Source organism: Sorangium sp. So ce302, assembly GCF_051530145.1.
GTDB classification, from domain to species: Bacteria; Myxococcota_A; Polyangia; order Polyangiales; family Polyangiaceae; genus Sorangium; species Sorangium cellulosum_B.
In genome coordinates this window covers 2,814,023-2,838,917 of the sequence record NZ_CP150326.1, presented here as the reverse complement: position 1 = coordinate 2,838,917, position 24,895 = coordinate 2,814,023, and the positions used below count along the sequence as shown (strand labels likewise).

The window sequence follows — 24,895 nt, the reverse complement described above, 5'->3', positions numbered from 1 at the left end:
CGACCAGAGCACCAGAGGGCGCGATCGCGATGACGAGATGACGAAGAAAGAGTTCACGCCTTTGTTGCCCTGTGATAACCCATCCGAGAACTCAGTTGTTGATAGTGGGTTCGCAGCAGGCGAATGGCCTGCGAGCCATTTTGAGGAAGGGGGTTCGAGATGGACGAAAGCATCTCCGGCCAAGCCGCGGCCGGCAGCAATGGTTCTGAACGCGCGAAGCTCAGCGTTCCGCAAGAGGGCCTGATCACCACCTGGGTTGATGGCAGCCTCGGCGTCGCCGAAGAGGTCGTGCGCGCGGGGTTCGGCTTCCTCGAGGACGTGCGCGTCGAGACGCAGGAGCGGCTCGGCGCCACGCTCGACCTGCTCGAGGGGGTCGATCGCAGCGTGTTCCGGGTCGCGCGCAAGACGCTGGCCCGCGTGGACGGAATCACCGAGCGCGCCATTTCGAGCAGCCAGCTCGGCTGGTTCGCGCTGCTCGGCGCGATCCGCCGCACGTCGCAGGGCGCGGCGGGGCTCGCCTCCGAGACGGTGGTCGCCGTCGTGGGCGAGCGCAAGGCGACTCAGCAGCTCATCATGCGATCATCGTGAGCCCGACGAGCCCAAAACGCCGTTCCATCCGCCGGCGATAGAACCCTCTTCATAGCGGGGTGCAGCTTCGTGGGATACCGGCTGAGCCGCCAGGCAGGCGAGTGAGGCGTACGCCGGTCAGCGCCCCTCGGTCCCCCGCCCTGGCTTCCCCCGGCGGTAGAGCCCGATGACCAGCGCGAGCACGGCGGCGCCCAGCCCGGCGACGGCGATGAGCCGCGCCGTCGTGCTCCAGCGGCCGAACGGCCACGGGATGGTCTGTCCCGCGCTGTCCGCCCCGCCGCCCGCGCGGGGGAGCGGGACGAGCGCGCGGCGGGCCGCAGCCGCCTCGGCGAGCGCGCGGCGGACGCCGGCGGCGTCGAGCGAGGCGCCCGCCGGGATGAGCGCGCGCAGCGCGGAGCGCGCCCTGAAGAACGGGGCGCCGTCGCTGCTCCACGCGGCGGGCGCGCTGTCGAGCGCCTCGTCGAGCGCGGCCGGGATCACCTCCTTGACGATCGCGTCCACCGCGCCGGGCGACGCCGACCTCGCGAGCGCGATGTAGCCGGCGTCCTGGATCCCGCGGCGAAGGCTCTTCAGGCGCATCGAGGGGAGCACGCCGGGAAAGCCGACGGATCGGGAGGAGAACGCGCCCCGCTGCGTCCCGGGATAGAGCAGCATGCCGTCGCCGAGGCACGCGTCGCCGTCGCGGTTGTGGAAGTTCTCGGCGACCGTGAACGGGTCGATGGGCCCTTTGCCGCCGCGGTTGCCGTCGTGCCAGAACGCCGTCTCCCACAGGAACCAGCGGTCCACCTCGTGGGAGGCCGCGATCCAGCCGTCGGCCATGAGCCCGGTGAGCGGCGCATCGATCATGAACGTGCCGGTCCGCGGCAGCGCGCCGTTGTACACCCAGAGCCGCTGGCCCGCCTCGCGCGCGGCCCGCGCCCACGTGGAGTCGAAGCGGTTCGCCGGCGTGAGCACGAGGTCGACGTCCTGCTCCACCGGAGGGACCTCGCCGCACGAGTGCCCCACGAGGACGCGCGACGACAGGCGCGAGCCGCGGATCAGCCGGCGCCAGCCGGGCCCGCGGGGGCTCTCGCACTGCTCGTCGATCGCATAGAGCATCACGTCGTCCACCGCCGGCGGGAGGAGGTCCGCGACCGCCTCGACGCGGTGGAGGGTCGCTTCCCCGGGATCGCCGAAGCTGCCATAGGCGCCGAGCGCCACCGCCCCGGGCGGCACGCCCGCGCCCGGCCCCCGGTAGCCGCGCGCCTCCGTGAAGAGCGAGCCGTCGATCGCCGCGCGCAGCCGCTCGACCTCGGCGGGGCTCCGGACCGACGCGAAGCCGTCGACGTGGTGCTCGTGGAGCAGCTGCCAGAGCTGCTGCTCGACGGCGGGCCCGCCGCCGACCCGCTCGGCGACGGGATCGGCGTCGTAGAACGCGATGAAGTCGACAGCGCCGTACGGCAGCGCCGGCGGGGCGACGTCGAGCTTCAGATCGAGCGACGCGAGCTCGCCGTGCGACGCCGATCCGACCACCACCCTCCCCTCGTAAGCGCCGGGGAGGGCGCCCTCCGGGACGTGGAGATCGATCCAGACCGCCCGGGTCTCGCGAGCGCCTACCTCGAGCGGGTACGGCGCCCAGGGGGGCGCGAGCTCGACCGGGATGAGCGCGTCGGGGAGGAACCCGAGGTGCACGTCGTCGGGCGGCCGCGCCGCAGGGCTCCACCCGAGCGACTCCCGGGGGCGCTGTTCGTTGCGCGAGCGCCGCGTGATCTCGACGTAGTGCTCGACGAAGCGGCGGATCGAGATCGTCCCCGCGGGCGCCGCTCCCTGCCCCTGCGCGGGCTGCTGCGGCGCCGGCGGCGCCTTGGCCGGCGCGCCCGGGCCGGCCGCGGGGCCGAGCGCGGAGAGCTCGACCGTGACGCCGCGCACGGGCTCGGCGCCGGCCTCGACGACGACCTGGAAGGCGACGACCTCCGCGCGGAGCGCGCCGAGCCGGATCGGCTCGCCGGGCCGGAAGACCGCGTTTCCTTCGCCGCGCGAGAGCGGCAGGCCGACATCCTCCCGGCGGACGCGCGTGCCGTCGTCGGCCACCCAGACGCGCGCGCGCTCGGGCTGCCCCTCGCCGGCGGCCGCTTTCGCGAGCGCGCCGCACGCCATGGCGGAGAGCAGCGCGGCGGGGAGGTGCGGGAAGAATCGCGGCATGTCGCTCGGCTCTCCGAGGAGGAGCGACCGCCAGGGTCGGCCGCCATTCCATCCTAGGGGCGCCGCGCCCGCCCCCTCAAGCGCGGCGGTTGACAGGCCGGCGGGGCTCGGGCGATCTCGCGCCGTGGATCTGACCAGAGCGGCACTCCTCGCCGGCGGCGCCGCCGTGGCCGGCGCCATCAACGCGGTGGCCGGGGGCGGCACGCTGGTGTCGTTCCCCGCGGCGATCGCGGCGGGGCTGCCCCCGCTCGCGGCGAACGCGACGAACGCCGTGGCGCTCACGCCGGCGTCGCTCGCGTCGGCGTGGGCGTATCGCCGCGAGCTCTCCCGGGACTACCGGGTCCTCGGCGTCCTGTTCCTGCCCTCGCTGCTCGGCGGCGTCGTGGGCTCGGCGCTCCTGCTCGTGACGCCGCAGCGCGTGTTCGACGCCGCGGTGCCGGGGCTCGTGCTCGTCGCGACGCTGCTCCTGCTCTGGCAGAACCTGCGCCCGGCGAAGCCCTCCGCGGCGCCATCCTCGGCGGCGGATCCCGGCGCGGAGCGCTTCGCGCTGCCCTCCCGGCCGTGGCTCGTGTTCCTGCTCCAGTTCCTCGTGAGCGTCTACGGCGGCTACTTCGGCGCGGGCATCGGCATCATGATGCTCGCGCTGCTCTCGTCGTTCGCGGGCGACGTGGACATCCACCGGCTGAACGGGATCAAGACGGTGCTCGCGAGCCTGATCAACGGCGTGGCGGCGCTCGCGTTCCTGTTCGCGGGCGCGGTCGACGCGGTCGCCACGCCGATCATGATGGCGGCGGCGGTGGTCGGCTCGCTCGCCGGCGCCGTGGTCGCCCGCCGCATCGAGCCCAGGAAGGTGCGGTGGTTCGTTGTCGCCCTCGGCCTCACGCTCACGGCCAAGCTCGCGTGGGACCGGCTCGGCGGCTAGCCCGGACGCTAGGCGACCCGCGGCGCCTCGAGGCTCATCATGAAATGGGAGGCGGGCATCCTGAGGGTGTCGCCCACGAAGCGCTCTTCGATCCGGCCGAAGGACCGGTCGGCGAGCCGCCGGAACGCCTGCGGGGTGCGGATGTAGTCGCCGCGATCGTTCTTCGCGATGAGCCGCGCCAGCGAGGACTGGCCCTCCCAGAAGGCGGTGTCGAGCGTGATCACGCGGCCCGAGGGGCGGATCGAGCGCGCGACCAGCGAGAGCAGCGAGCTCGCCACCTCGTCGTCCACGTGGTGCAAGAGGCCCAGCATCAGGACCCGGTCGAAGGGGGCCAGCGCGCGCGCGTGCAGCTCGCCGAACGGCTCGTCGTAGAACCTGGCCCGATCCCCGTGGCGCGCGCGGGCCGCCGCGATGTGGCGGCGGTCGGTGTCGAACCCGTGGTAGTCGACCGCCGGCAGGCGATCGAAGTAGTACGCAGGGCCGCAGCCGATATCGAGCACGCGATCGCCGGGGCGCAGATCGAGCGCCTCGAGGCACGCGCGCCGGGCCAGGTCGGCCCCGACGAGGCGCTGGGAGAGGACGTACAGGGCGGCATGGCCGCGATCGAGCAGGTGGGAGGAGAGCGCCATGAAAGGGCGGCGAGCCTAGCTCGCGCCCGGCGGCGAGGGTAGCCCCTGCGGCCTCACGTCCTCGGCCTGGTTTTCCGCGAACGCCTGGCTCAGCGGCGCCCCCTCCACCGCGAGCGCGATCGCGCCGAGCAGCACCACGAGCCCGACCTGCAGCGAGTAGGTCGAGAAGACGAGCGCCGAGCCGGGGCCCATCACGACCTCCGGCGCGAGGTAGAGCGAGAGCCCTGCATAGACCGCCATCTGGAACGTGCCGAAATACCCCGGCGCGTTCGGGAGGAGGACGCCGAGGTGGAGCACGCCGACGAGGACGGCCGCCCGCGGGAAGTCGATGGGCAGAAGGCCGCACCCGAAGGCCACGATCTGCATCGCCCACACGTTCAGGAGGAAGTACCCCGCCGTCGCCAGGAGGAACGGGGCCGTGTACCGGAGCCGGGGCAGGAAGCCGAGGCCCGAGGCGACGCGCTCCACGGCGTCGGCCAGGCGGCCCGCGAGCTTCGTCGAGACGAGCCCGACCACGCGCTCGGTCGCGCGCCGCGCCCAGGCCCTGCGGAAATAGAAGACGCCGATCGCGACGAACGCCGCGCCGAAGACGGCGAGCGCCAGGTAGGCGGCGCGCGGGACGGCGGCGGCGGGGACCGCGAGATCGCCGATCCGATCCGGGAGCGGCTCGCGGGGGCGCGCGAGCGCGAGCCCGGCGAGGAGCAGCGCGCTGAGGAACAGGCCGTCGATGATCCGCTCTGCGGCCACCGTGCCCGCCGCCGCCCACGCGGACAGGCCGCGGCGGCGGATGAGCAGCGGGCGCACCGCCTCCCCGGTGCGGAACGGCATCAGCACGAGCGCGCCATAACCAATGAAGGAGACGGCGACGACGCGCCGGAGCGGCACGGGCTCGATGGGCTCGAGCAACCACGTCCAGCGGTGGGATCGCAGGTAGAGCGCGGCGACATAGAGCACGCCGTGCAGCGCCAGAGCCCACCACGTCACGCCCGCGAACGCGGCCCTGTCCGGCACGACGGGCAGCCCCCCCACGCGCAGCACCCACGCGCAGCCGAGCGCGACGAGGAGCGACGCCGCGATCGCGAGGCGATGCCTCTGCAGGCTCCGGGACCGGAAGAGGCCTCTCAGCGACGCCGGCTTCGCCATGCTCATGCGGCCGCGTCTACCACGGCCCTGCTGCCCGAGGTAGCGAAGCACGGTCGCCCACGGTTCGCGCCGTGTAAGTTCTGTCGTTCTGATCTATCCTCCGGCGCCCCATGGAACCCATGAAGGTCGTCCTGCTCGCCGGAGGCTTCGGAAGCCGGCTCGCCGAGCACACCGAGGCTCGCCCGAAGCCGATGATCGAGATCGGCCCGTATCCGATCCTCTGGCACATCATGCAGATCTACGCGGACCACGGGTTCAACGATTTCGTCGTGGCCTGTGGCTACAAGGGCGAGGTCATCAAGGATTACTTCCACAACTTCTACGTTCGCAGCACAGACTACGTTGTGAATCTGCGAGACGGCGCCCAGCGCTTCGTCCGGAGCGCCGCGCCGGACTGGACCGTGGCCCTCGTGGACACCGGTCTCCACACGATGACGGGCGGCCGGCTCCGGCGGCTCGACGCGTGGCTCGACGGCCCGCGCTTCATGTGCACCTACGGAGACGGCGTGGGCGACGTGGATATCCGCCGCCTCGTCGAGTTCCACAAATCCCACGGCAAGCTCGCGACGGTCACGGCCGTCCGCCCGCCCGCGCGCTTCGGCGGGCTCTCGCTCGAGGGCAACCTCGTCCGCGAGTTCTCGGAGAAGCCCCAGTCCGGCGAGGGCTGGATCAACGGCGGGTTCTTCGTGTTCGAGCGGCGCGCGCTCGAGTACATGACCGACGACACCACCGTGCTCGAGCGCGAGCCGCTCGAGCGGCTCGCCTCGGAGGGCCAGCTCGCGGCGTACCGGCACGACGGCTTCTGGCAGCCGATGGACACGCTGCGGGAGAAGCGGCTCCTCGAGTCGCTGTGGGAGTCCGGCAAGGCGCCCTGGAAGACCTGGGCATGACCGGCCGCGGCGCCTCGTTCTTCGCCGGGCGCGCGGTGCTCGTCACCGGGCACACGGGCTTCAAGGGCAGCTGGCTCTCGCGCTGGCTGACGCTCCTGGGCGCGCGCGTGGTGGGCTTCTCGCTGCCGCCGGAGGGGCGGCCGAACCTGTTCGAGCTCGCGGGCATCGCGGGCGACGTCACGTCCGTGACCGGCGACGTGCGGGATCTGCCGGCGCTGCTCTCCGTGGTCGAGGAGCACCGGCCGGAGATCGTGCTGCACCTCGCGGCCCAGCCGCTCGTCCGGCGCTCGTACCGCGAGCCCGCGGAGACGTTCGCGACCAACGTGATGGGGACGGTGAACGTGCTCGAGGCGTGCCGGCGCGTGGGCTCCGCGCGCGCCATCGTCGTCGTGACCTCGGACAAGTGTTACGAGAACCGCGAGTGGGTCTGGGGCTACCGCGAGGACGAGCCCATGGGCGGGCACGACCCGTACAGCAGCAGCAAGGGCTGCGCCGAGCTCGTCACGGCGGCCTACCGGCGCTCGTTCTTCTCCGGCAGCGGCGCGGCGGTGGCGTCCGCGCGGGCGGGGAACGTGATCGGCGGGGGCGACTTCTCCGAGGCTCGGCTGGTGCCCGACATCGTGCGCGGCGTCGCCGCCGGGGAGCCGATCGTCATCCGCAACCCGCTCGCGACCCGGCCCTGGCAGCACGTGCTCGAGCCGCTCGGGGGCTACCTCCTGCTCGCGCGGCGGCTGTGCGAGGCGCCCGCGGCCCACGAGGGCGGGTGGAACTTCGGGCCGCGCGACGGCGACACGTGCGCGGTCGGCGGCGTCGCCGAGCGGCTCATCCGGCAGCTCGGGCGCGGCGAGCTCAGGCTCGTGCCGCCCGAGCACCGCTCCGGCCCGCACGAGGCGCAGCTGCTGCACCTCGACATCAGCAAGGCGCGCGCCCGGCTCGGCTGGACGCCGCGGCTCACGCTCGACGAGACCCTCGCGCTGACGGCGCGCTGGTACCGCGCGTACCTCGACGATCCCGCGTCGAGCCGCGCCGAGCTCGACGCGCAGATCCGCGCGTACGGGGTCGACCTCGCATGAGCGCCGGGCTCGGCGCGGTCCTCGTCACCGGCGCCACGGGGTTCATCGGCGCGGCGCTGGCGGCGCGGCTCGCGGCGACGGGCGCGCGGACGGCGTGCATCGTCCGCGCGGAGAGCCCGCGCCGGGCGCGGCTCGCGGGCATCGCCGGGGTGGAGCTCACGCCCGTCGCGTCGTTCTCGACGCCGGAGCTCGCGCGGGCCGTCGCGGCGATCCGGCCCGAGGTGGTCTTTCACCTGGCCGCGTCCGGGGTGAACCCGAGCGAGCGGGATCCGGAGCTCGTCGTGGACGGGAACGTGGGCTTGACCACGCGCCTGCTCGCGGCGCTCGCGGAGATCGAGCCGCACCGGCCGGCGCGCTTCCTCCACGCGGGCTCGTGCTCCGAGTACGCCCCTGCCCCGGAGCCCGCGCGCCTCCGCGAGGATCACCCGCTCGATCCGGCGTGCGTCTACGGCGCGTCCAAGGCGGCCGCCTACCTCTGCGGCAAGGCCGTCGCGGCGCGGCTCCGGATCCCCTTCGTCGCGCTGCGGCTCTTCGGCGTCTACGGCCCGGGCGAGGGCCCCGCGCGCCTCATCCCTCACCTCATCGCGCGCTTCCGGGCGGGCGAGGCGCCGGCCCTGACGCCGGGCGCGCAGGCGCGCGACCTCACCTACGTCGACGACGTGGTCGAGGCGCTGATCGCCGCCGCGACGTCGAGAGGCCTCGAGTCCGGTGTGTACAACGTGTGCTCGGGCGCGCCGGTGCGCGTCCGCGAGGTGGCCGAGCGCGTCGCGCGCGCGGCGGGCTGGCCCGGCGGCGACCTGGGCCTCGGGCGCCTCCCCTACCGGGACGGCGAGCCCATGTGGATCGTCGGTGATCCATCCCGCTTCGCGGAGGCGACCGGGTGGCGGCCCCGGATCGCGCTCGACGAGGGGGTGCGGCGCATGATCGAGGCCGCCGACGCAGAGAGGGCGCCGTGAGCGACGCGCAGAGCAGGCGCAGGCTGATCTCGATCGTCGTGCCGGTCTACAACGAGGAGCGCAACGTGGCCCCGTTGTACGAGGCGGTCACCGCGGTGATGCGCCGCATCGCGGATCGGTACGACCACGAGCTCGTCTTCACCGACAACCGCAGCACCGACGGGACCTTCGACGAGCTCGTGAAGCTGGCGGCGCGGGACGAGCGGGTCCGCGTCTTCCGCTTCTCTCGCAACTTCGGCTTCCAGCGCTCCATCTACACGGGGTACATGAAGGCGCGCGGGGACGCGGCCGTGCAGATCGACTGCGACCTGCAGGACCCGCCGGAGCTCATCCTCGATTTCGTGAAGGAATGGGAGGCGGGCGCCCAGGTGGTTTACGGGATCCGCCGCAGCCGCAAGGAGGGTTATCGGATCACCCTGCTCCGGCGGGTGTTCTACCGCCTGATCGATTTCCTCAGCGAGGATCACCTGCCCCACGACGCGGGCGACTTCCGGCTGGTGGATCGCCGGGTGCTCGAGGTGCTGCGCCAGGTCGACGACACGAAGCCCTACCTGCGCGGGATGCTGGCCACGCTCGGGTTCAAGCAGACGGGCATCGCCTACGATCGGGCCGCGCGGGAGCGGGGCGAGAGCAAGTTCCGGATGAAGGATCTCGTCGGGCTGGCGCTCGACGGCATCCTCAGCCACTCGACCGTGCCGCTCCGGGTCGCGACCTACACGGGGCTCGTGGTCTCGGCGCTGACGCTCCTCGCGATCGCGGGCTACGCCGTCGGCAGGGTCGTCTATGGCGCGGACTGGCCTGCTGGCTTCGCGACGACCACGCTGCTCATCCTGCTCTCGCTGAGCATCAACGCCCTGTTCCTGGGGGTCATCGGCGAGTACGTGGGCCGCATCTACCAGCAGGTGCGCAGGCGCCCGCTCACGATCATCGACCAGAGCGTGGACCGGGCGCCGCCGCGCGAGGCGGGCGCGGCGCCCCAGGGCGAGATCCGCTATTCGCGGACGTCGAGCACGGTGAACCCGCTGTTGGAATAGACGGTCTTGTACCGGCCTATCCCCTTGTTCTGGCCGCGGCGCAAGACGACGTAATCCACGCCATAACGCTCCCGCAGGGTCTGGACGCGGGCCTCGTCGAGGCTGTCATAGCCGTCCAGATCCCGCTGGCCGCGGACCTTGCGCCCGGTGACGGCCTCGAGCCGGCGGAGCCACTCGAGCACGTCGGCCGGGACGATGGGGTTCGACTTCCAGTCGACGACGATCGGCCGCTGCCCGTGGAAACGCATCTTCTCGCTCTCCGGCGGCGTCAGGAAGATCGCGTCGACAGGGGTGCTGGCCTGCATCCAGGCGTACAGGGCCCGCTCGTCGGCGCGCAGGCCGGAGAGGACGCTGGAGTTCCGGCGGATCTCCTGGAGCTTCGGCACGAGAAAGACGAGCAGGACGGCGAGCGCGCCGGCGAGCCCCACGAGCGCGCCGCCGCGCTGCCAGAGCGCGCGGGCGCGCGCGAGGCCGGGCTCGGGCGCGAAGCGCCGGGCGGACTCCGAGGCGAGCCGGGACAGCGCGGCGGCGGCCACGACGCCGACGGCCAGCGCCGGGACGCGCGCAGACTTCTCGACGCTGCCGTACAGGGCGAGGACCCCGAGGCCGCCGACGATCAGGGCCATCGCGGTGACGCCGTAGCGACGCCCGGCGGAGGGCTCCAGGAGGACGCGCACCGCTCCCGCGCACCCCAGCGCCGTGAGGAGCAGCTCCACGTGCGGGGCGACGCGCCACGCGAAGAGCTGCGTGACGGGGCGCAGCCCCGCGAGGGCCGAGAGGCCGACGCACATCCAGATCACGAGGACGAGCGCGAGGATCAGGGTGACCAGCCTCGCCGCGGGGCTCTTGCGGTTCCTGGTGAGCGGCAAGGCCGCGCCCAGCCCGAGCAGGTGCCACGCGATGAAGCTGAAAAACTCGCGCTCGCGGCCCTGGATGACGAAATGATGAGGGGCCCGGATGGTGGTGTAGATCTCCTGTGCGAGCCTCGCGTCCTTCGCCCCGGCGGTGGCGAGGATCATCGGAGCAAAGAGCGCGAGGACGGCGAGCGGCGGCAGGAGCTGCCGCGAGGCGCGGTGAAAGAGCTCTCTCCGGTCGCGCACGCCGAGCCCGAGGTGCGCGAGCGCGTAGGCGCCGAAGAAGAGGATCAGGTAGTTGGCGTGGAAGAGGCCGCTCGCCGCGAGCGCGATGCCGGAGGCGAGCCACTTGCCCCGCACGAAGAGCGGCACCGAGATCAAGAACGCCGCGGAGCCCAGCGAGGAGGGCTGGAGGATGAAATCGAAGACGTAGGTATCGCAGGGACCCCAGGTGCGCGTGAGCGTGGCAAACGCGACGAGCAGGAGGAAGCTCGGCAGCGCATGGCGGCGATCGACGAGGGTGCGCAGCAGGAAGTAGACGGCTGTCGTGCCGACGGCGATGACCACGGTCTGGGCGATGCCGACGCCCCATCCCTTCTCATTGAGCGCGAGGAGCCCGGCAGCCAGGTACTTGAACGCGGGGTGATAGTGGGTCGTGCTGGTCGCAAACCAGTCCCGCGCGAGGATGTCGGGGTGCACGAGCCGCAGCGACCCGAGCATGTACACGACCTGATTGTTGACGCCGCAATTCCACCCGAAGGAGGCCCCGAACAGCAGCGATACCACCGCCGCCAGCGTGACCTCAGCGCGATCCCTGATGCGTTCCAGCACGGACATGGGGGCGCGAGACTACCGCGCGGCCGAGCGCACCGCCAAGGGGCAGCTCGCTCGCTCGCGCGGCGTGTCCGCCGGCGCCTTCGTCGGCCTCGTCTGCCTGGTCTGCTTCGTCTGCTTCGTCTGCTTCGTCTGCTTCGTCTGCTTCGTCAGATTACGGGCGGCGACGTGACGACGGCCCGGCCCGGCCTCGGGCCCACGAGCACCGGATAGAGGACGCCCGCGAGCACGCCGCCGGCGAGCGGGGCGAGCCAGAAGAGCCAGAGCTGAGACAGCGCCCCTCCGCCGACGAACAGGGCAGGACCGGTGGAGCGCGCCGGGTTCACCGACATGTTCGTGACCGGGATCCCGATGAGGTGAACCAGCGTGAGCGCGAGCCCGATGGCGATCGGCGCGAACCCGCGCGGCGCGCCGTGATCGGTCGCGCCGAGGACCACCATCACGAAGCCGAACGTGAGGACGATCTCGGTCAGGAGGCTCGCGAAGAGCGAGTATCCGCCGGGAGAGCGCCCGCCATAGCCGTTCGACGCGAAGCCCGCGTGCACGGCGAACCCGGCGGCGCCGCTGGCGATCGCATAGAGGATCCCGGCGGCGACGATGGCGCCGGCGATCTGGGCGAGGACGTACGGCAGGAGGTCTCGCGCGGGAAAGCGCCCGCCGGCGATCAGACCGAGCGTCACGGCGGGGTTGAAGTGCGCGCCCGAGATGTGGCCCACCGCGTAGGCCATCGTCAGGAGGGAGAGCCCGAACGCGAGCGCCACGCCGAGGAAGTCGATCCCCAGCCTGGGGTACGCAGCGGAGAGCACGGCGCTCCCGCAGCCGCCGAGCACGAGCCAGAACGTTCCGAGAAACTCTGCGGCCGTACGCCTGGACAACGACATCTCCATCTCTTCATCTCCCCCTGCGGCAGGCCCCCTCGGCGCGGACCGAGGCGCGGCAGCGGCCGCGCCCGACCGTGGAGCCATCCGACGGCTGGCGCAGGCCGCACGGTCGACCGGCGAGCACCCCGCCGAGGCGACGCTCCACCGGCCCTTCGTCGACGTTGGATGAGCCCCGGCCCGCCGCGTTGCGGTCGGACCGCTTCGAGCGCCTCTCACCGGTGCTCGATCCTCCGCAGCCGGTACGCCCGCGCGTCCCACAGCGCGAACGCCCGCTCGCCGCTCGCGAGGACGTCGAACCCGTGGCGGGCCGCCAGCCGCGCGACGTCGGCCGCGTCGCGCGCGGGGTCGCCGCGGTACGAGTAGCCCAGGACGACGAGCTCCCCGCCCGGCCGCAGCGCCCGGCGCGCCTCCGCGACGAGCCGATCCACGACGTCCGCGCCCGCGGCGACGGCGTACGGGAACGAGTCGACCGCGTAGACGAGATCGAAGCGGGCCGACGGCGCGTCGCCCAGATCGACGCCCGACGAGACCGCGAGCACGACGTTCGAGCGCCCCGCGCAGCGGCGCCGCGCGGCCTCGATCATGCGCGGCGAGACGTCGAGCCCCCACGCCTCGCGCACCCTCGGCGCGAGCGCCGCCTCGAAGCGGCCGATCCCGCAGCCGATCTGCAGGATCGCGCGGTCCTCCCCGATCGCGCCCCACCGCTCGAGGAGCTCGACCACCTCCCGCGTCGCGCGCTCGAGGATCTCCGGATCGCCGAGCGAGTACGCGGCGACGCTCGCCTCCTCCGAGCGCTCGCAGAGCTCGTCGAACAGCCGCGCGGCGGAGCGACAGGCCCCCCGCGCGTCCGCGCCGGCGAGGCCCGCGTCCCGGTGCGCGCCCAGCATCGCCGCCACGGTCGCGCACGCGGCGCGCCGCTCGTCCAGGCAGCGGCGCAGCGCCTCGAGGCGCGCCGCCCGCTCCCCCTCCCCCGCCGCCGGCCGCGCGGCGTGCGCGGCGTCAATCGCGCGTGCGGCGGCCGCGAGGTCCCCCGTGGCGCCGAGCAGCCGCACAAGGCCCACCTCCGGCGACGCCTCGCCGGACATCACGGCCTGCACCGCGCCCTCACCGTCGCTCTGCCCGCCGTCCTGCCCGGGCCCGCGCGCGCCCCGGCGCCGCAGCCGCCGGCGGAACGTCCAGCGGTCGACGGCGCCCCAGTCATACTTGTACGGCTCGCGGCCGCGGAGGAAGTCCACGGTCCGCGCGCCCTCGCGCGCCGCGTGCTCGATCGCGCTCGCGAGCATCACGAGCCCCGGGCTGTACCACGCGAGCTCCGGATCGAAGCCGGTGATGTACGACGCGAGCCCGCCGCGCTCGGCGAGCCCGTAGAGCGACGCGATGATCCGCCCGTCGAGCCGCAGGCCGAAGAGCCGCAGCGCGCCCCGAGCGCACAGCGCGCGCGCGGCCTCGCGGTGGAACGGCCGGAGCGCCTCGTCGAGCACGCCCCCCTCGCCGCGCGAGCGCCAGCGCGCGTTGTGGTTCGCGAACAGCGCGTCGAGCAGCTCGTCCACGCTCGCCGCGTCGGCCACGTCGAGGCGCAGATCCCCGGCCCGCGCGAGCCGCTTCCGCGCGCGGGCGACGCGCGCGCGCATCCCCGGCGGAAACAGCTCGTCCGGCGCGGCGCCCTCGGGGATCGTCACCGCCGGACACGCCTCGTGCTTCTCGACCTCGTCCGACCAGCCGGGGGGCGCCTCGGCAAGGAGCAGCGGCGACGACGCGCGCAGGTCGTGGAGATCGGCGACGTCCCATGCGTCGGCGCGCTCTTCGAGGCAAGCGAGCGCCGCGTCCGCGACCGCGCGCTCGTACCCGGACGCGGCCAGGACATCGTTGTAATCGGTGATCCCGGCGCCGAGCAGCGCGACGACGCGCTCGTCGCCGATGCGGTGAACCGCGAGGGGCGCGAGGCCGACGAGCCCCTCGTCCGACCGGAAGACCAGGGCGAGCACCTCCTCGGGCCCGAGCGCGCGGCACCACGGGATCAGCCACTCCGGCCGCTGGAACGCCGTCGCCGCCGGGCAGCGCTGCCACAGCGCGCTCCACGGCTCCCGCAGCGCCTCGAGCTCCTCGCGGCGGCTCAGCACCTCTACGTCGAGTCGTTCGCTCACCTGCCCTCCGAGCGGCGGGCTCAGCGCTCCTCGGCGCTCGTCGGTCGTCGTCGAGCGCGCGCGGGCGCTCACCCGGCTCCCCGCCCCTGCCGGCGCCGTATCCTCGCAGAGGGGCGCGGCCACGCAACCGGCGCGCGCTACCTCGGAGAGGGCTCTGGAGAGCTCGAGCCGGCCGGCCCGTCGCCTCTGGCCGCCAGTTGCCGAGCTTGCCAGCCCCCTCCGGGTCAGGCGTGGGGACGACGAGGACATCCGGCAGGCCCTGGCCTTCGCCGGAAGATCGACCTACCAAGCCCCTCCCGCGCGCGCCACGGCGAAGATCAGGTGACGTTGCAGCCGGATCCCCTCCGGCGCGCGGCGGCGCTCGAGCTCGGCCGCGAGCGCCGCCTTGACCCGCGCGGCCTCCGCCGGATCGAGGTCGGACAGGAAGTTGCCGAACGAGCTGGCCAGGTAGAACGCGATCACGTCGTCCGTGTCCGCGAAATGGTCCGTGAAGGAGCGGGTCTGGAGCCTCGGATCCTCGAAGCCGGCGAGCAGGAGGGTGCTCGTCAGGTCGTCCGAGGTCACCTTGTAGGTCGTGTTGCCGAGCGTCTCCGCGGTGCCGGTCAGGCCGAGAGACGACAGCACACCCTCGATCACCTGCTCGAACTCGTGCGGGCGCTCCCTGGCAGCCGAGCTGATGCCGAGACGCCCTCCCCGCTTGAGCACCCGGCGCGCCTCGCGCAGCGGCCCGAGCTTCTCGGGCAGCCAGTGGAGCACGCTGTTCAGGAACACGACATCGAAGCTCCCGGCGACGAACTGCGAGAGATCCTCGGCCTGCCCCACGCTGGCGCGGAAGTTCGGCCGGCGCTTCTCGTTCGCCAGCTCGACCCGGAGCGGCAGCGGATCGACGCCGGCCACCGCGCCGGAAGGGCCGACCCGATCGGCGACGTAAGCCCCGAGCCGGCCCGTCCCACACCCGACGTCGAGGACGCGCTCGCCCGGGGAAATCTGGAGATCTTCGATGAGCAGCTTTCCGTGGTTGAACTGCCGATCGCTGACGCGATCATACGTCTCGGCCAGGACAGCTGAATCGAGCGAAAGGCTGACCATCATGGCTCCTTGTGAGAGGAGGTGGAGATCGGCGAAAGACGGGTCCGAATGGGGGGTCTCCCCCGAGCGCCACGTGTCTGTTATCGAGGACAATAGTCCGCCATAACGGACCGGGCAAGCGCGATCTCGACGGCTGCGCGCGATGGCGGCGATGCGTCCGAGGCGCGCGGTCCAGGGGGTAGCGCGCCGGCCGTGACGCCGCGGGTGATAGCGGCGTTGCTGGCCAGGTTTCGCCGTCGCGGGCGGGCGTGGTAGCGTTCGCGCCAGCTCTCGAACCACGAGGAGTCGCTCATGAGCTGGATCGACCAGTACCGCGCCTTGGCTCGCTACAACCGGTGGATGAACGACAGGCTCTTTGCGCTTGTCGGCGAGCTCGACGACGTGGAGCGCAAGTGCGATCGCGGGGCCTTCTTCCGGTCGATCCACGGCACGTTGAACCATATCCTGCTCGCCGACCGCATCTGGATGGGGCGCTTCACCGGCGACGCGGAGCGGTTCACCTCCCGCGATCCGAGCGGGAGGGCCATCGAGTTCACCGCGCTCTCGCAGGAGCTCTACGCGGACTTCGGCGATCTCTCCCGCGAGCGCGCCAGGACGGACGCGGACATCCTCGCCTGGGTGCACGAGATCGATGAGCGGGCGCTCGCGGGCGACCTGACGTACACGCGGAGCGGGACGGTCTACACCTCTCCGCTCTGGTGGTCCGTGGGGCACCTCTTCAATCATCAGACCCATCACCGCGGTCAGGTGACCACCCTGCTCACACAGATGGGAATCGACCCTGGCGCGACCGATCTGATCGCGATGCTGCGGGACGAGAGCCGCGGGCGATGACGCGCGCCTCGCCCCGCGGCGAGCGCGGCTGTCCGGTGGTCTGATAGCACCTGGGCCAGGCGGGCAATGCCAACCCGGGATCACCGGGCGGCGCGCCGCCGGCCGTCCTGCCGCGCCAGGCTCGCCGCCCTGACCTCGACGAGCGGATTGCGCGCCTCCGCGGCGCGCAGCCGCTCGAAGCGCTCGATCCTCGCGCGGTTGCCGCTCTGCCGCAGCGTCCGCGCGAGCACCACGCTCTTGGCGAGCCGGATGAACCGCAAGCGGTGGGCCGAGTCCACGTCCTCGACGTCTCTCCTGCCCGCCCGGGGCCCGAACTCGCGATCGTAGGCGGCCCGGAGCCGGTGCTCTCCGTGGAGGCCCAGCGCGTCCGAGAGCCCCTCGAGCGCGGCCCGCTCCGCCGGGGTCGACCACGAGAGGACCCTGGAATAGGGCGTCGCCATGGTCTCGTGATCGGGCTTGTTGACGAAGCGGCGCAGGAACACATCGGACGTCGCGACCGGCACATCGCCCGTCTCCTGGTGGAGGAGGGCGTACGCGAACGCCTCGTTCATCCCCACGAGCTGGTTCCGGTCGTAATCGGCGCCGTCGACGCGCTTCCCGAGGCGATCGACGCCCGAGAGGGCGGCGAAGAAGAAGCTGCTGAAATCGGTGTAATCCGCCTCGTCGATCTCGGGCGTGCAGCCCGACGCGGGGCGGTCCCGGGTCGCCGCGAAGAAGCCGACGATGTCGCGCTCGACCAGCTCGCCGTCGGGCCTGCCGCCCTCGAAGAGGAGGTTCGCGAACGAGCCGGAGTAGCACTGGGCCATGACGAGGACGACGGGAGTGCCGTCGGGCAGCTCCTTCATGCGGGCAGCGAGGTCGCGCACGGACAGCGCTCCGCCGCCCCAGAGGTCAAATACGTTGTTGTCGAGGTCGTGCCCTGGATCCGGGCTCCCATGGCCGGCGAAATACAGCAGCAACGGGGCGGCGGGGCGCGCGTGGACGAACCTGCGCCAGATCGCGTCGAACCCGGGCCGGGTGGTCGCCCCGTCGATGCGCGGCAGCCTGGGCGCGCGGTAGCGCGTCTGGTCGCCGTCGAGGAACTGCACGCTGCGCGTGCCCCGGCGCCCGTCGGCGAAGAGGACGCGCCGCTCCGCCCTGGCCGGGAGCAGCGACTGGAAGTACCGGATGTGGCCTTCGATGGCCACCTGGTTCATGGGCGGCCTCGGGCCGCCGCCCACGACGAGCGCGCGCCAGGCCGCGGGCTCGGGGGAAGCCGCGGAAGGCAGGGCCGGCAGGGCGGGCGAAGCCGGGGGCGCCTGCGGGGCGGCCGGCGCAGGCAAGAGGGCCTGCGGAGCGGCCGGCGAAGGGCGCGGCGGCCGCCCCGGCGAGGGGGCTGGCGCACGGCGCGGCGGGCCCACTGGCGAGGCCGCCGGCGCGGCGCGCGGCGGGTGGGCCTGCGGGGCGGCCGGCGCGGGGCGCGGCGGGCGCGCGCCCGCCGTCGCGGCGGTCGCCGTGGCGACGACGATCACAGCGACCCGGAGGAGCAGATGGTGCGCGGCGGTCACGTCCTCGGCCTCGGCAGCGCGCGCATCGCGGCGCTCGATTCTAGGTAGCACGACCGGCTCCCCCGCGTCGACACGCGCTCTCTCGATCTCTCGGCCGCCCAACCGGGTTGGCCCGGCGCACGTGGTTCCATCGAGCGCGAGCTACACTGGGGACGCCTGGTTCCGTGGCGAGCGCCACCGGGATGCCCTCACTGCCTACGCGTGTGCCTCCGTGAGGGCGCCGCACGTCGCGTGTCGGTCTGTTTCTGTCAGCCAGGCAGTCTGTCTGTCAGCATTCAAGCACGCAGTCTGTCGGCCTGTCTGCTTCAAATTCAAGCGGATCCAGGGGAACGCGATCTCCGACGAGGACCTGCGCCAGCCGGCAGCATTTCGCCGCAGGCGGGGCAAATTGCATCGCCGAGCCCATCGTCGACCACAGCAGAGCTCCCCTGCTTTCACCATGGTCTCCGCCAGGTGACCGCGACGCGTCGCAGGCACGACAGCACGGTTCAGCAGCGCGACGGGCTCCGCGGCGCGCCGCGCTCGGTCCAGGGAGCCGCCGTATGGCCGAGGTCGTCCATCGCGTGCCCAGATCTTCTCATCGACCTCTGGCATGCAGATTGCCGGTCCCCGCGCCATCGATGCACGAGCACAGGAGGGAAGACCATGTCGGCCAGCTCATCGAAGACGACCATCGATCATGACGAGATCCGCCAGTGGGCCGAATCGCGCGGAGGCCGCCCGGCGACGGTGAAGAGCACCGAGGAGGGCGGCGAGCCTGGCATCCTCCGCATCGATTTCCCCGGGTACAGCGGGGAAGACACGCTGGAGGAGATCTCGTGGGAGGACTTCTTCGACAAGTTCGAGGAGTCGAACCTCGCCTTCGTGTACCAGGAGAAGACAGCGGACGGGCAGCCGAGCAACTTCTCCAAGCTGGTGAGCCGCCCGGACGACATGGTCCAGAAGGGCAAGCCGGCGTCGCGCGCGGCGAAGGGCGGCACGGAGAAGGCGAGCAGCGCCAGGGGCGTGAAAAAGGAGCGCGAGAAGGAAGAGCTCGACGTCGAGGTGGAGGTCCAGATCGATCTCGACGAGGAGCCCGGCAGCGCCGAGCAGCGTCCTCGCGGGAAGCAGGCCCGCCCGAAAGGCGCCGAAGGCGACCACGCGTCCCACATGACCATCGACCATGACGAGATCCGCGCGTGGGTCGAGGCGCGCGACGGCCATCCGGCGACGGTGGCGCGGACCGAGAAAGAGGGGGAGCCCGGCGTCCTCCGGATCGACTTCCCGGGGTACAGCGGGGAAGACACCCTGGAGGAGATCTCGTGGGACGATTTCTTCGACAAGTTCGAATCGTCCAACCTGGCCTTCGTGTACCAGGAGGCCAAGGCCAGCGGCGAGCCGAGCTACTTCTCGAAGCTGGTGAGCCGCCCGGACGACGTCGGCGGCAAGAAGGCGAAGCAGGGCAAGCAGAAGTCGAAAAAGGCGGCCTGAGCCCGGAAGCCAGAGTCCGGGAGGGAGACCGGCAGAGACCGGCAGGCGGCAGGAAGAGCGATGCCGGGGCTCAGCGCCGGCGCGCGGGCGCAGTCGGGGCGGTGTCGGGCCCGCTCGACGCGCCCGACGCGCCTGACGCGCCCAACACATGGTTTCTCTGCCACGCCGCGGCGTGCGCGAGCAGCGCGTCCCGGAGCTCCGCGGTCGCGCCCTGGAGCTCGCCGCCGCGCCGGCGGACGAGATAGAAGACCTTGCGCGGCAGCTCGGGCAGCGGGCGCGCGACGAGGCCGCGGGGGAGGCGGCAGCAGGCGTTGACCACCGCGATGCCGACCCCGAGCTGGACGAAGTGGAGCATCAGCTCCCAGCCGTTCGCCTCGACCGCCGGCTCCCAGCGGACACCGGCCGAGAGCAGCGCCTGGGCGAGCAGGGCCCGGTGGGGCCGCGACGGGCCGGGGACGACGAGCCGCGCCCCCTCGAGGTCGCGCAGCCGGACGTGGCGCTTCCGGGCGAGCGGGTGGCCGTCGGGTACGACCAGGACCTGCGCCACCTCGGTGAGGCGATCGGCGGCGAGCCCGTCCGGCGCCCCCTCGAGCGGCGCGACGCCGAGGTGCGCCTCGCCCGCCGCGACGGCCTCGAGCGTGCCCTCGCGGTCGCGCGTGAGCAGCCGGAGCGGGGCGGCGGCGCGCGCGGAGAAGGCGCGGATCCCCTCGCCGAGCAGGTAGAGGTACGAGCCCTCCCCGGCGCAGAGCACCACCGGCTCCCGGCTCTCGCCGTGGCGGAGCACGTCGAGGAACGAGCGCGTCCGCTCGCCGACCTCGCGCCCGAACGCGGCGACGCGCTTGCCGTCGGCCGTGAGCTCCAGCCGCTGCCCGCGCCGCTGGTAGAGCGTGACGCCGAGCGCCTCGCCCAGCTTGCCGATCTGGGCGTGGAGCGCAGGCTGCGAGACGTGGAGCGCCCGCGCCGCGCGCGTGAAGTTGAGGTGCTCGGTGAAGACCACGAAGGCGCCGAGCCAGTCGAGGTTGAGCATGGCGGCAAGCTATCGCGAAACGCGATAGCGACTCCAGAAATACTTCTTCCGGATGATAACTGGGCGTCTATTCTTTCGTCTTGCCGATTCCCTTCACGGTTCGGTCCCGGTCCCTGCGCCGTCCAGGGACCTTCCGGAGGCCTCTGCGTGCCCGCGCGAATCGCGGGCTGCGGCTCCGGTTCACGAGACGGGAATGGAGCTTGACGATGGGCCGCGATCGCTTGACCGATACGAGCAAGAAGCTCTCCTGGCTGCTCCGCCACGCGGCGCCCTCGCAGGGCGTCGCCATGGACGACGCCGGCTGGGTGGCCGTGGACGACGTCCTCAAGGCGCTCCGGATCTCCCGGCCGGTGCTCGACGAGGTGGTGGAGAAGAACACGAAGAACCGCCTCGAGATCCGCGGCGACCGGGTGCGCGCCTCGCAAGGGCACTCGCGCGACGGGATGCCGGTGACGCTCGCGGGCCTCGAGGCGTCGTGGGAGGAGGTCCACGGCGACGCGTCGATCTGGCACGGCACCAGCGTGGACGCGGTGAGGGGCATCGCGCGCGACGGGATCCGGCCGGTGGCGCGCACGCACGTCCACTGCACCGACGCGCTGGGCAGCGCCGTGGGCAAGCGCGCGAAGGTCGACGTGATGCTCGAGATCAGCCCGGCGAGGCTCCGGGCGCGCGGCGTGCGCGTGTTCCGCAGCCAGAACGGGGTGATCCTGGTGCGGGAGGTGCCGGTCGAGTGCCTCGTGGGGCTGATGCCCATCGTGGCGCGGGCGCAACGGGAGGCCGAGGCGCTCCGGGCGATGCTCTTCGGCGACGGGACGCGCGGGGCGGCGTGATGGCCTTGTCCCGCGGGTCAGAAATCCCGCCAGGAACACCGCTCGATGACGACCGGCCGCCGGAAAATAAGCGGCCCGTCCGATGGGCGTACGCCTTGCCGCCCGCGACCGCGAGGGGCGGGAACGACTCTTTCGCTACGGCGCTCGGCCACCCTTCGCGCTCGAGCGCTTCTCGGAACTGGCGGACGGGCGCATCGCCTACCGGCTCAAGGCGCCGAACCGGCGCGGCCAAACGCATCGGGTCATGACACCCGTCGAGTGCCTGGCGCGTCTTTGTGCGTTGGTGCCTCCGCCCTGGCAGCCGCTGGTGCGCTTTCACGGCGTGTTCGCGCCCAATCACGCCTGGCGCCCGCTCGTCGTGCCGTCGCGTACCCTCACCCCAGCGAGCACGACGGCCTGCCGTCGTCCGCCGCAACGGTCGCTGTTTCCTCGAGCTCCCTGCCTTCCACGCGAAGACGACGACACGCTGCCGCGGCCCCGCGCGCCGCGCACGCATTCGCCGCCTCGAGCCCCCCGGGCGGCGAACGACGCACGCCTCGAATGGGCCGCGTTGCTCGCGCGCACCTTTGCGATCGACATCCTGCGAGCGCAAAGCATGAAAACCTGCTGAGGCTGGTGGTGCACCGGCGTGTTCTCAAGATCCGCAGGAATTCCGGGCTCTTCGCGCGCGTGCCGAGGAGGCGGCCCTCGTGCGCCTCGCGCCGCCCGCGTGAATGCGCAGCGCCGAGAAGGAGGACCGCGCTCGTCGCGCTCCCCGGCGCCCCTCCCGCGCGATGGCTTCAGGACGATCGCGCCGTCGCACCAAGCGTGACGAGAAGCTCATCGAGCTGCTCGAACGTCTCGCCCATCCCGCTGTACGCGCCCGAGGCCAGGGCGGCGTCGCGCGCTTGCTTCGATCGATAGAGCTCGTGCAGCACCTGCAGCGTCTTGCCGCCTTTTTCCTCGAGGGTCACGGTCGTGACGGCGCCATCGTCGCCCGCTTCGTCGTTCGTCCACACGATGCGCGAATGCGGGGTCACTTCGAGGTACGTGCCGAAGAACGCCATCGGCTGCGCGGCATCGTGACCAAAGACCAGGCGGTAGCTGCCGCCGGCGCGAATATCCGCTTCGTAGGAAAGTAGAGGCACGGGCATCGACTTCGGTATCCACCACCGCCTGAACAGCTCCGGCGTGGTCCACGCCTGGAACACGATGCGCGCCGGGGCATCGAAGGTCCGTGTGACGACGATCTCGCGATCGGACTTCGGTTCCACCGTCGTGCGATTACTCGTCAATTTGGGCTCGCTCTCTTTACTTGCGTCCATCGACGTTCTCCTTTCGTTTCAGCTCCTCGATGACCTTGTCCAGCTCGTCGAAGCGTGCGGCCCAGAGCTGGCGGTACCTCTCGATCCACGCCGTCTCTTCGTCGAGCCGGCGCGGGCCGAGCTTGCAGGTACGCACGCGGCCGACCTTCTCGGTGGTGACGAGCCCGGCCCGCTCGAGGACGCCGACGTGCTTCTTCATGCCCGTGAGGGTCATGTGAAATTTCTCGGCGAGGTCCGTGATCGAAGCGTCGGCTCGTCCGAGCTGCTCCAGAACGCCGCGCCGGGTCGCGTCGGAAAGCGCGGCGAAGGAAGCATCGAGGCGGACACTCGAATACTGAACCATGTGGTTCAGTATCTAACGCGCGAGTCGGCGTCGTGCAAGAGGAGATCGAGCGCGTGCTCCGTCGCGAGCCGACTTTGATTCAGAAATTTGCGACCATTTGCAGTGACAACGGAGTTCGACTCGGCGCCGCCACCCCGCCTCGCTGGGCCAACGCGCCCCGCCGTCTACCTCGACCCCACCGCGCTCCTCGAACAGCGCCCGCTCATCCGCGGCACCCTCTGTACGTGATGTCAACTGCTGGTCGTTGGTGGAAAATTCTTGACAGGCCGAAATGGCTTTGCGCGAGCGATACTCCTGCTCGCCAGGGCATAGCTCCCGATGACGAGCGGGACCGTGCGCGATGGCCGGCGCATGGTGACCGATTCTACCACGACGTGCTAAGCGCTCGGAGATGGCTTCGGGAATGGGGGGATTGTGCTGCACACCGCTCGCCTTGGTCATCGCCTGCGCGGCCGAATCCTCGCGCGCGCCCGTCGACGCGGGCACCGACGCGCCGCCCGCGGGCACCGTCACCGCGCCCCCACCGCTCCCCCGTGAGGCCGCCCTCGACGCACGCTTCGTGAAGATCACGCTGCACCGCGAGTTCTACTGCGAGGGGGCGAGCTTTGCGGACTTCAATCACGACGGGGTGACGGATGTCATCGCGGGCCCGGATTGGTACGAGGGTCCGGGGTATGGCACGAGCCATCCCGTCTGGCCGAGGGAAGCCTTCGATCCGCACGGCTACTCGGATTGCTTTTTCGAGTTCCCCTACGACTTCGACCACGACGGTTTCACCGACGTCCTCGTCGTCGGCTTTCCGGGTGTGCCCGCGGCTTGGTACCAGAACCCACGCGACGGCGACGCGCTCTGGGCTCGTCACGACACACTGCCGTGGCCGATCGACAATGAGTCGCCCCTGTTTTCCGACATCACCGGCGACGGCGTGCCCGAGCTCGTGCACATGTCGGGAGGCGTGCTCGGAACGTCGTCGCCCGGCGTGGACCCGACCGAGCCGTGGGTCTTCCGGGCGCTCACCGAGAATCGGGGGTACGGCGCGTTCACGCACGGCCTCGGTGCAGGCGACGTCAACGGGGACGGCGCAAGCGACTTGGTCGAGGCGAGCGGCTACTTCACGCGGAGCCCAGAGTCGCCCGACGGCTTGCCGTTCACGCGCGTCGAGCAGCCGTTCGGTGCCGGGGGAGCGCAGATGCCGGTGGTCGACGTGGACGGCGACGGGGATGCGGACATAGCGACCACGCTCGCCGCTCACGGCTACGGGCTCTCCTGGTTCGAGCAGGTTCCGAACGCGGCCGGCGCCGCGTTCGTGGAGCACGTCGTCGTTCCGGGGACCACACCCGATGCTGCGTCGAGCGTGTTCATGCACGAGCCGCACGCGCTCGCTCACGCCGACATCGACGGTGACCGGCTCCAGGACCTCGTGAGCGGCGAGCGCTTCTGGGGTCATGTGCCTGCCGGCATGCCGGACTTCGACGCGCCGGCACGGCTCTACTGGTTCGAGCAGGCGCGAGCGGCGGAACGCATCGACTTCCAGCCCGTTCTCGTCGACGACGATTCGGGGGTAGGCACCCAGCTCACGGTCGCGGACGGCGACGGAGACGGCCGGCCGGACATCGTCATCTCGAACAAGAAGGGCGCTTTCGTCTTCCTACAACGCTAGGGCAGAATCCTCGCGCCGATCCAAGACGGCCTCCCACCGGCGCGAAACTTTCGAAGCGACGGAGGCGAGGGCTTGGTTCCGGGTCGAGGCGCTGACGTGCTGGTCGATCGCCAGGTGCGTGAGCAACGCCTCGCGGTGGGTGTCAAGATTGCTGGCCGCTGATTTGGTCACATCCTCGTGAGTGCGTGAGCCTCGCGCGTGTGGGGGGTTGAGAGTCACGGGACCGATGGGAGTCCAGTTGCGCCCTCCGGGCGGCGGACGCTCGCCTTCTTCCCCGACAATCGACGCCTCGCCACCGCCGACGAGCAGGGCAGCATTCGCTTCTGGGATGTCGAGACCGGCGATCCGATCGAGGAGTTCCTCGAGCGGAGCAGCGGCGGCACAGGCGACATCGACATCCACGACGGCGAGATCGCCCTCTCGCCCGACGGTCGCTATTTGGCGAGCGCGGCGACGAACTGGGGCCTCACACCCGGTCACACCGGCACGATCACGATGCGTGTCGTCGAACTCGGCGCGCGCCATGGCCACGTCCTCGACGCGCTGGGTGATCTTCGCGCCGATCTCCTCCGACTGCCGGGCCGCCTCGGCGAGCCGGTCGAGCAAGGTTTGGCGGAGCTTGCCGGCCTGGGGCGTGCGCTCGATGGTCCTCAGGCTCTCGC

At 72.0% G+C, this 24,895-nt stretch carries 23 protein-coding genes and 1 pseudogene; 13 read left to right on the top strand and 11 right to left on the bottom strand.

The genetic code is table 11. From position 1 onward, the window contains the following. Positions 1–159: 159 nt before the first annotated feature. Positions 160–588: a hypothetical protein gene (locus tag WME73_RS11065; RefSeq protein ID WP_437915644.1), complete on the top strand. Its 429-nt coding sequence runs from the start codon at positions 160–162 to the stop codon at positions 586–588. Positions 589–705: 117 nt separating this feature from the next. On the opposite strand, the gene WME73_RS11060 is transcribed toward WME73_RS11065, so the two are convergent. After that, positions 706–2,769, bottom strand: coding sequence for a hypothetical protein (locus WME73_RS11060; protein ID WP_437915643.1), 2,064 nt, complete (start codon positions 2,767–2,769; stop codon positions 706–708). A 124-nt stretch (positions 2,770–2,893) separates the two neighbouring features. On the opposite strand from WME73_RS11060, the gene WME73_RS11055 reads away from it, so the two are divergent. Next, on the top strand, positions 2,894–3,691 hold the full coding sequence (locus tag WME73_RS11055) for a sulfite exporter TauE/SafE family protein (protein ID WP_437745427.1): 798 nt from the start codon (positions 2,894–2,896) through the stop codon (positions 3,689–3,691). Positions 3,692–3,699: 8 nt separating this feature from the next. Here the strand turns inward: WME73_RS11055 and WME73_RS11050 are convergent, their stop codons facing one another. Both WME73_RS11050 and WME73_RS11045 read right to left on the bottom strand, forming a co-directional pair. Further along, positions 3,700–4,320, bottom strand: coding sequence for an SAM-dependent methyltransferase (locus tag WME73_RS11050; protein ID WP_437551752.1), 621 nt, complete (start codon positions 4,318–4,320; stop codon positions 3,700–3,702). A 15-nt stretch (positions 4,321–4,335) separates the two neighbouring features. Then, on the bottom strand, positions 4,336–5,469 hold the full coding sequence (locus tag WME73_RS11045; protein WP_437915642.1) for a lysylphosphatidylglycerol synthase transmembrane domain-containing protein: 1,134 nt from the start codon (positions 5,467–5,469) through the stop codon (positions 4,336–4,338). 113 nt (positions 5,470–5,582) lie between these two features. Here WME73_RS11045 and rfbF point away from each other — a divergent pair, with 113 nt between their 5' ends. From rfbF to WME73_RS11025, 4 genes are read left to right on the top strand one after another with little or no spacing between them, the layout of a single operon-like run. Continuing rightward, positions 5,583–6,353 carry a glucose-1-phosphate cytidylyltransferase gene (gene rfbF, locus WME73_RS11040; protein WP_437747962.1) on the top strand — a complete coding sequence of 257 codons (771 nt, stop codon included), beginning with the start codon at positions 5,583–5,585 and terminating at the stop codon, positions 6,351–6,353. Then, positions 6,350–7,426 (top strand): CDP-glucose 4,6-dehydratase, encoded by a 1,077-nt coding sequence (gene rfbG / locus WME73_RS11035; RefSeq protein WP_437915641.1) that lies wholly within the window; start codon positions 6,350–6,352, stop codon positions 7,424–7,426. The genes rfbF and rfbG overlap by 4 nt, the downstream gene beginning before the upstream one ends. Continuing rightward, on the top strand, positions 7,423–8,382 hold the full coding sequence (locus WME73_RS11030) for an NAD-dependent epimerase/dehydratase family protein (RefSeq protein ID WP_437745424.1): 960 nt from the start codon (positions 7,423–7,425) through the stop codon (positions 8,380–8,382). Before rfbG ends, WME73_RS11030 begins: the two co-directional genes overlap by 4 nt. Beyond that, positions 8,379–9,416: a glycosyltransferase family 2 protein gene (locus WME73_RS11025; protein ID WP_437745423.1), complete on the top strand. Its 1,038-nt coding sequence runs from the start codon at positions 8,379–8,381 to the stop codon at positions 9,414–9,416. The genes WME73_RS11030 and WME73_RS11025 overlap by 4 nt, the downstream gene beginning before the upstream one ends. On the opposite strand, the gene WME73_RS11020 is transcribed toward WME73_RS11025, so the two are convergent. After that, on the bottom strand, positions 9,374–11,107 hold the full coding sequence (locus tag WME73_RS11020; RefSeq protein ID WP_437915640.1) for a DUF6798 domain-containing protein: 1,734 nt from the start codon (positions 11,105–11,107) through the stop codon (positions 9,374–9,376). The two genes, WME73_RS11025 and WME73_RS11020, sit on opposite strands and share 43 nt — an antisense overlap. Between WME73_RS11020 and WME73_RS11015 the strand changes: the two genes are divergently transcribed. Further along, positions 11,106–11,276, top strand: a complete 171-nt coding sequence (locus tag WME73_RS11015) for a hypothetical protein (RefSeq protein ID WP_437915639.1) — start codon at positions 11,106–11,108, stop codon at positions 11,274–11,276. The genes WME73_RS11020 and WME73_RS11015 overlap by 2 nt on opposite strands. On the opposite strand, the gene aqpZ is transcribed toward WME73_RS11015, so the two are convergent. From aqpZ to WME73_RS11000, 3 genes are all read right to left on the bottom strand, one after another. After that, a complete protein-coding gene (gene aqpZ / locus WME73_RS11010; RefSeq protein ID WP_437915638.1) occupies positions 11,254–11,985 on the bottom strand; it encodes an aquaporin Z in 732 nt (243 codons plus the stop codon). The genes WME73_RS11015 and aqpZ overlap by 23 nt on opposite strands. A gap of 212 nt (positions 11,986–12,197) precedes the next feature. After that, positions 12,198–14,129 carry a GNAT family N-acetyltransferase gene (locus WME73_RS11005; RefSeq protein WP_437915637.1) on the bottom strand — a complete coding sequence of 644 codons (1,932 nt, stop codon included), beginning with the start codon at positions 14,127–14,129 and terminating at the stop codon, positions 12,198–12,200. Positions 14,130–14,411: 282 nt separating this feature from the next. Beyond that, entirely contained in the window at positions 14,412–15,221 is an 810-nt protein-coding gene (locus WME73_RS11000; RefSeq protein WP_437915636.1) for a class I SAM-dependent methyltransferase, read from the bottom strand. A gap of 288 nt (positions 15,222–15,509) precedes the next feature. On the opposite strand from WME73_RS11000, the gene WME73_RS10995 reads away from it, so the two are divergent. Next, a complete protein-coding gene (locus WME73_RS10995; RefSeq protein WP_437915635.1) occupies positions 15,510–16,052 on the top strand; it encodes a DinB family protein in 543 nt (180 codons plus the stop codon). Between the two features lie 80 nt (positions 16,053–16,132). On the opposite strand, the gene WME73_RS10990 is transcribed toward WME73_RS10995, so the two are convergent. Next, complete coding sequence (locus WME73_RS10990; protein ID WP_437915634.1) at positions 16,133–17,650, bottom strand: hypothetical protein; 1,518 nt, start codon at positions 17,648–17,650, stop codon at positions 16,133–16,135. Between the two features lie 594 nt (positions 17,651–18,244). Here WME73_RS10990 and WME73_RS10985 point away from each other — a divergent pair. Further along, positions 18,245–19,069, top strand: coding sequence for a lipocalin/fatty-acid binding family protein (locus tag WME73_RS10985; protein ID WP_437915633.1), 825 nt, complete (start codon positions 18,245–18,247; stop codon positions 19,067–19,069). Between the two features lie 70 nt (positions 19,070–19,139). Here the strand turns inward: WME73_RS10985 and WME73_RS10980 are convergent, their stop codons facing one another. Beyond that, positions 19,140–20,096 carry a LysR family transcriptional regulator gene (locus WME73_RS10980; protein WP_437915632.1) on the bottom strand — a complete coding sequence of 319 codons (957 nt, stop codon included), beginning with the start codon at positions 20,094–20,096 and terminating at the stop codon, positions 19,140–19,142. 206 nt (positions 20,097–20,302) lie between these two features. Here WME73_RS10980 and WME73_RS10975 point away from each other — a divergent pair, with 206 nt between their 5' ends. Then, positions 20,303–20,926: an RNA 2'-phosphotransferase gene (locus WME73_RS10975; RefSeq protein WP_437745413.1), complete on the top strand. Its 624-nt coding sequence runs from the start codon at positions 20,303–20,305 to the stop codon at positions 20,924–20,926. An 82-nt stretch (positions 20,927–21,008) separates the two neighbouring features. Then, on the top strand, positions 21,009–21,536 hold the full coding sequence (locus tag WME73_RS10970) for a transposase (protein WP_437915631.1): 528 nt from the start codon (positions 21,009–21,011) through the stop codon (positions 21,534–21,536). Positions 21,537–21,705: 169 nt separating this feature from the next. Here WME73_RS10970 and WME73_RS10965 read toward each other — a convergent pair whose 3' ends face one another. Together WME73_RS10965 and WME73_RS10960 are read right to left on the bottom strand one after the other, a co-directional pair. Continuing rightward, complete coding sequence (locus WME73_RS10965) at positions 21,706–22,179, bottom strand: SRPBCC family protein (RefSeq protein WP_437915630.1); 474 nt, start codon at positions 22,177–22,179, stop codon at positions 21,706–21,708. A gap of 37 nt (positions 22,180–22,216) precedes the next feature. Then, the gene (locus tag WME73_RS10960; RefSeq protein WP_437745410.1) at positions 22,217–22,573 is read right to left on the bottom strand and encodes an ArsR/SmtB family transcription factor; all 357 of its coding nucleotides are present in this window, start codon (positions 22,571–22,573) and stop codon (positions 22,217–22,219) included. 391 nt (positions 22,574–22,964) lie between these two features. Between WME73_RS10960 and WME73_RS10955 the strand changes: the two genes are divergently transcribed. Together WME73_RS10955 and WME73_RS10950 are read left to right on the top strand one after the other, a co-directional pair. After that, a complete protein-coding gene (locus WME73_RS10955) occupies positions 22,965–24,233 on the top strand; it encodes an FG-GAP repeat domain-containing protein (RefSeq protein WP_437915629.1) in 1,269 nt (422 codons plus the stop codon). A gap of 198 nt (positions 24,234–24,431) precedes the next feature. After that, positions 24,432–24,530, top strand: a pseudogene (locus WME73_RS10950) (hypothetical protein); the annotation flags it as partial. Positions 24,531–24,895 lie beyond the last annotated feature (365 nt).

What these genes read in the sequence shown, in the direction of transcription:
- WME73_RS10955 (WP_437915629.1), top strand. Translation starts at nt 22,965, where the DNA reads ATGGCTTCGGGAATGGGGGGATTGTGCTGCACACCGCTCGCCTTGGTC.
- WME73_RS11065 (WP_437915644.1), top strand. Translation starts at nt 160, where the DNA reads ATGGACGAAAGCATCTCCGGCCAAGCCGCGGCCGGCAGCAATGGTTCT.
- WME73_RS10970 (WP_437915631.1), top strand. Translation starts at nt 21,009, where the DNA reads ATGGGCGTACGCCTTGCCGCCCGCGACCGCGAGGGGCGGGAACGACTC.
- WME73_RS10995 (WP_437915635.1), top strand. Translation starts at nt 15,510, where the DNA reads ATGAGCTGGATCGACCAGTACCGCGCCTTGGCTCGCTACAACCGGTGG.
- WME73_RS10960 (WP_437745410.1), bottom strand. Translation starts at nt 22,573, where the DNA reads ATGGTTCAGTATTCGAGTGTCCGCCTCGATGCTTCCTTCGCCGCGCTT.
- WME73_RS11020 (WP_437915640.1), bottom strand. Translation starts at nt 11,107, where the DNA reads ATGTCCGTGCTGGAACGCATCAGGGATCGCGCTGAGGTCACGCTGGCG.
- aqpZ (WP_437915638.1), bottom strand. Translation starts at nt 11,985, where the DNA reads ATGTCGTTGTCCAGGCGTACGGCCGCAGAGTTTCTCGGAACGTTCTGG.
- WME73_RS11045 (WP_437915642.1), bottom strand. Translation starts at nt 5,469, where the DNA reads ATGAGCATGGCGAAGCCGGCGTCGCTGAGAGGCCTCTTCCGGTCCCGG.
- WME73_RS11050 (WP_437551752.1), bottom strand. Translation starts at nt 4,320, where the DNA reads ATGGCGCTCTCCTCCCACCTGCTCGATCGCGGCCATGCCGCCCTGTAC.
- WME73_RS10980 (WP_437915632.1), bottom strand. Translation starts at nt 20,096, where the DNA reads ATGCTCAACCTCGACTGGCTCGGCGCCTTCGTGGTCTTCACCGAGCAC.
- WME73_RS11000 (WP_437915636.1), bottom strand. Translation starts at nt 15,221, where the DNA reads ATGATGGTCAGCCTTTCGCTCGATTCAGCTGTCCTGGCCGAGACGTAT.
- WME73_RS10985 (WP_437915633.1), top strand. Translation starts at nt 18,245, where the DNA reads ATGTCGGCCAGCTCATCGAAGACGACCATCGATCATGACGAGATCCGC.
- rfbF (WP_437747962.1), top strand. Translation starts at nt 5,583, where the DNA reads ATGAAGGTCGTCCTGCTCGCCGGAGGCTTCGGAAGCCGGCTCGCCGAG.
- rfbG (WP_437915641.1), top strand. Translation starts at nt 6,350, where the DNA reads ATGACCGGCCGCGGCGCCTCGTTCTTCGCCGGGCGCGCGGTGCTCGTC.
- WME73_RS11030 (WP_437745424.1), top strand. Translation starts at nt 7,423, where the DNA reads ATGAGCGCCGGGCTCGGCGCGGTCCTCGTCACCGGCGCCACGGGGTTC.
- WME73_RS11015 (WP_437915639.1), top strand. Translation starts at nt 11,106, where the DNA reads ATGGGGGCGCGAGACTACCGCGCGGCCGAGCGCACCGCCAAGGGGCAG.
- WME73_RS10975 (WP_437745413.1), top strand. Translation starts at nt 20,303, where the DNA reads ATGGGCCGCGATCGCTTGACCGATACGAGCAAGAAGCTCTCCTGGCTG.
- WME73_RS11060 (WP_437915643.1), bottom strand. Translation starts at nt 2,769, where the DNA reads ATGCCGCGATTCTTCCCGCACCTCCCCGCCGCGCTGCTCTCCGCCATG.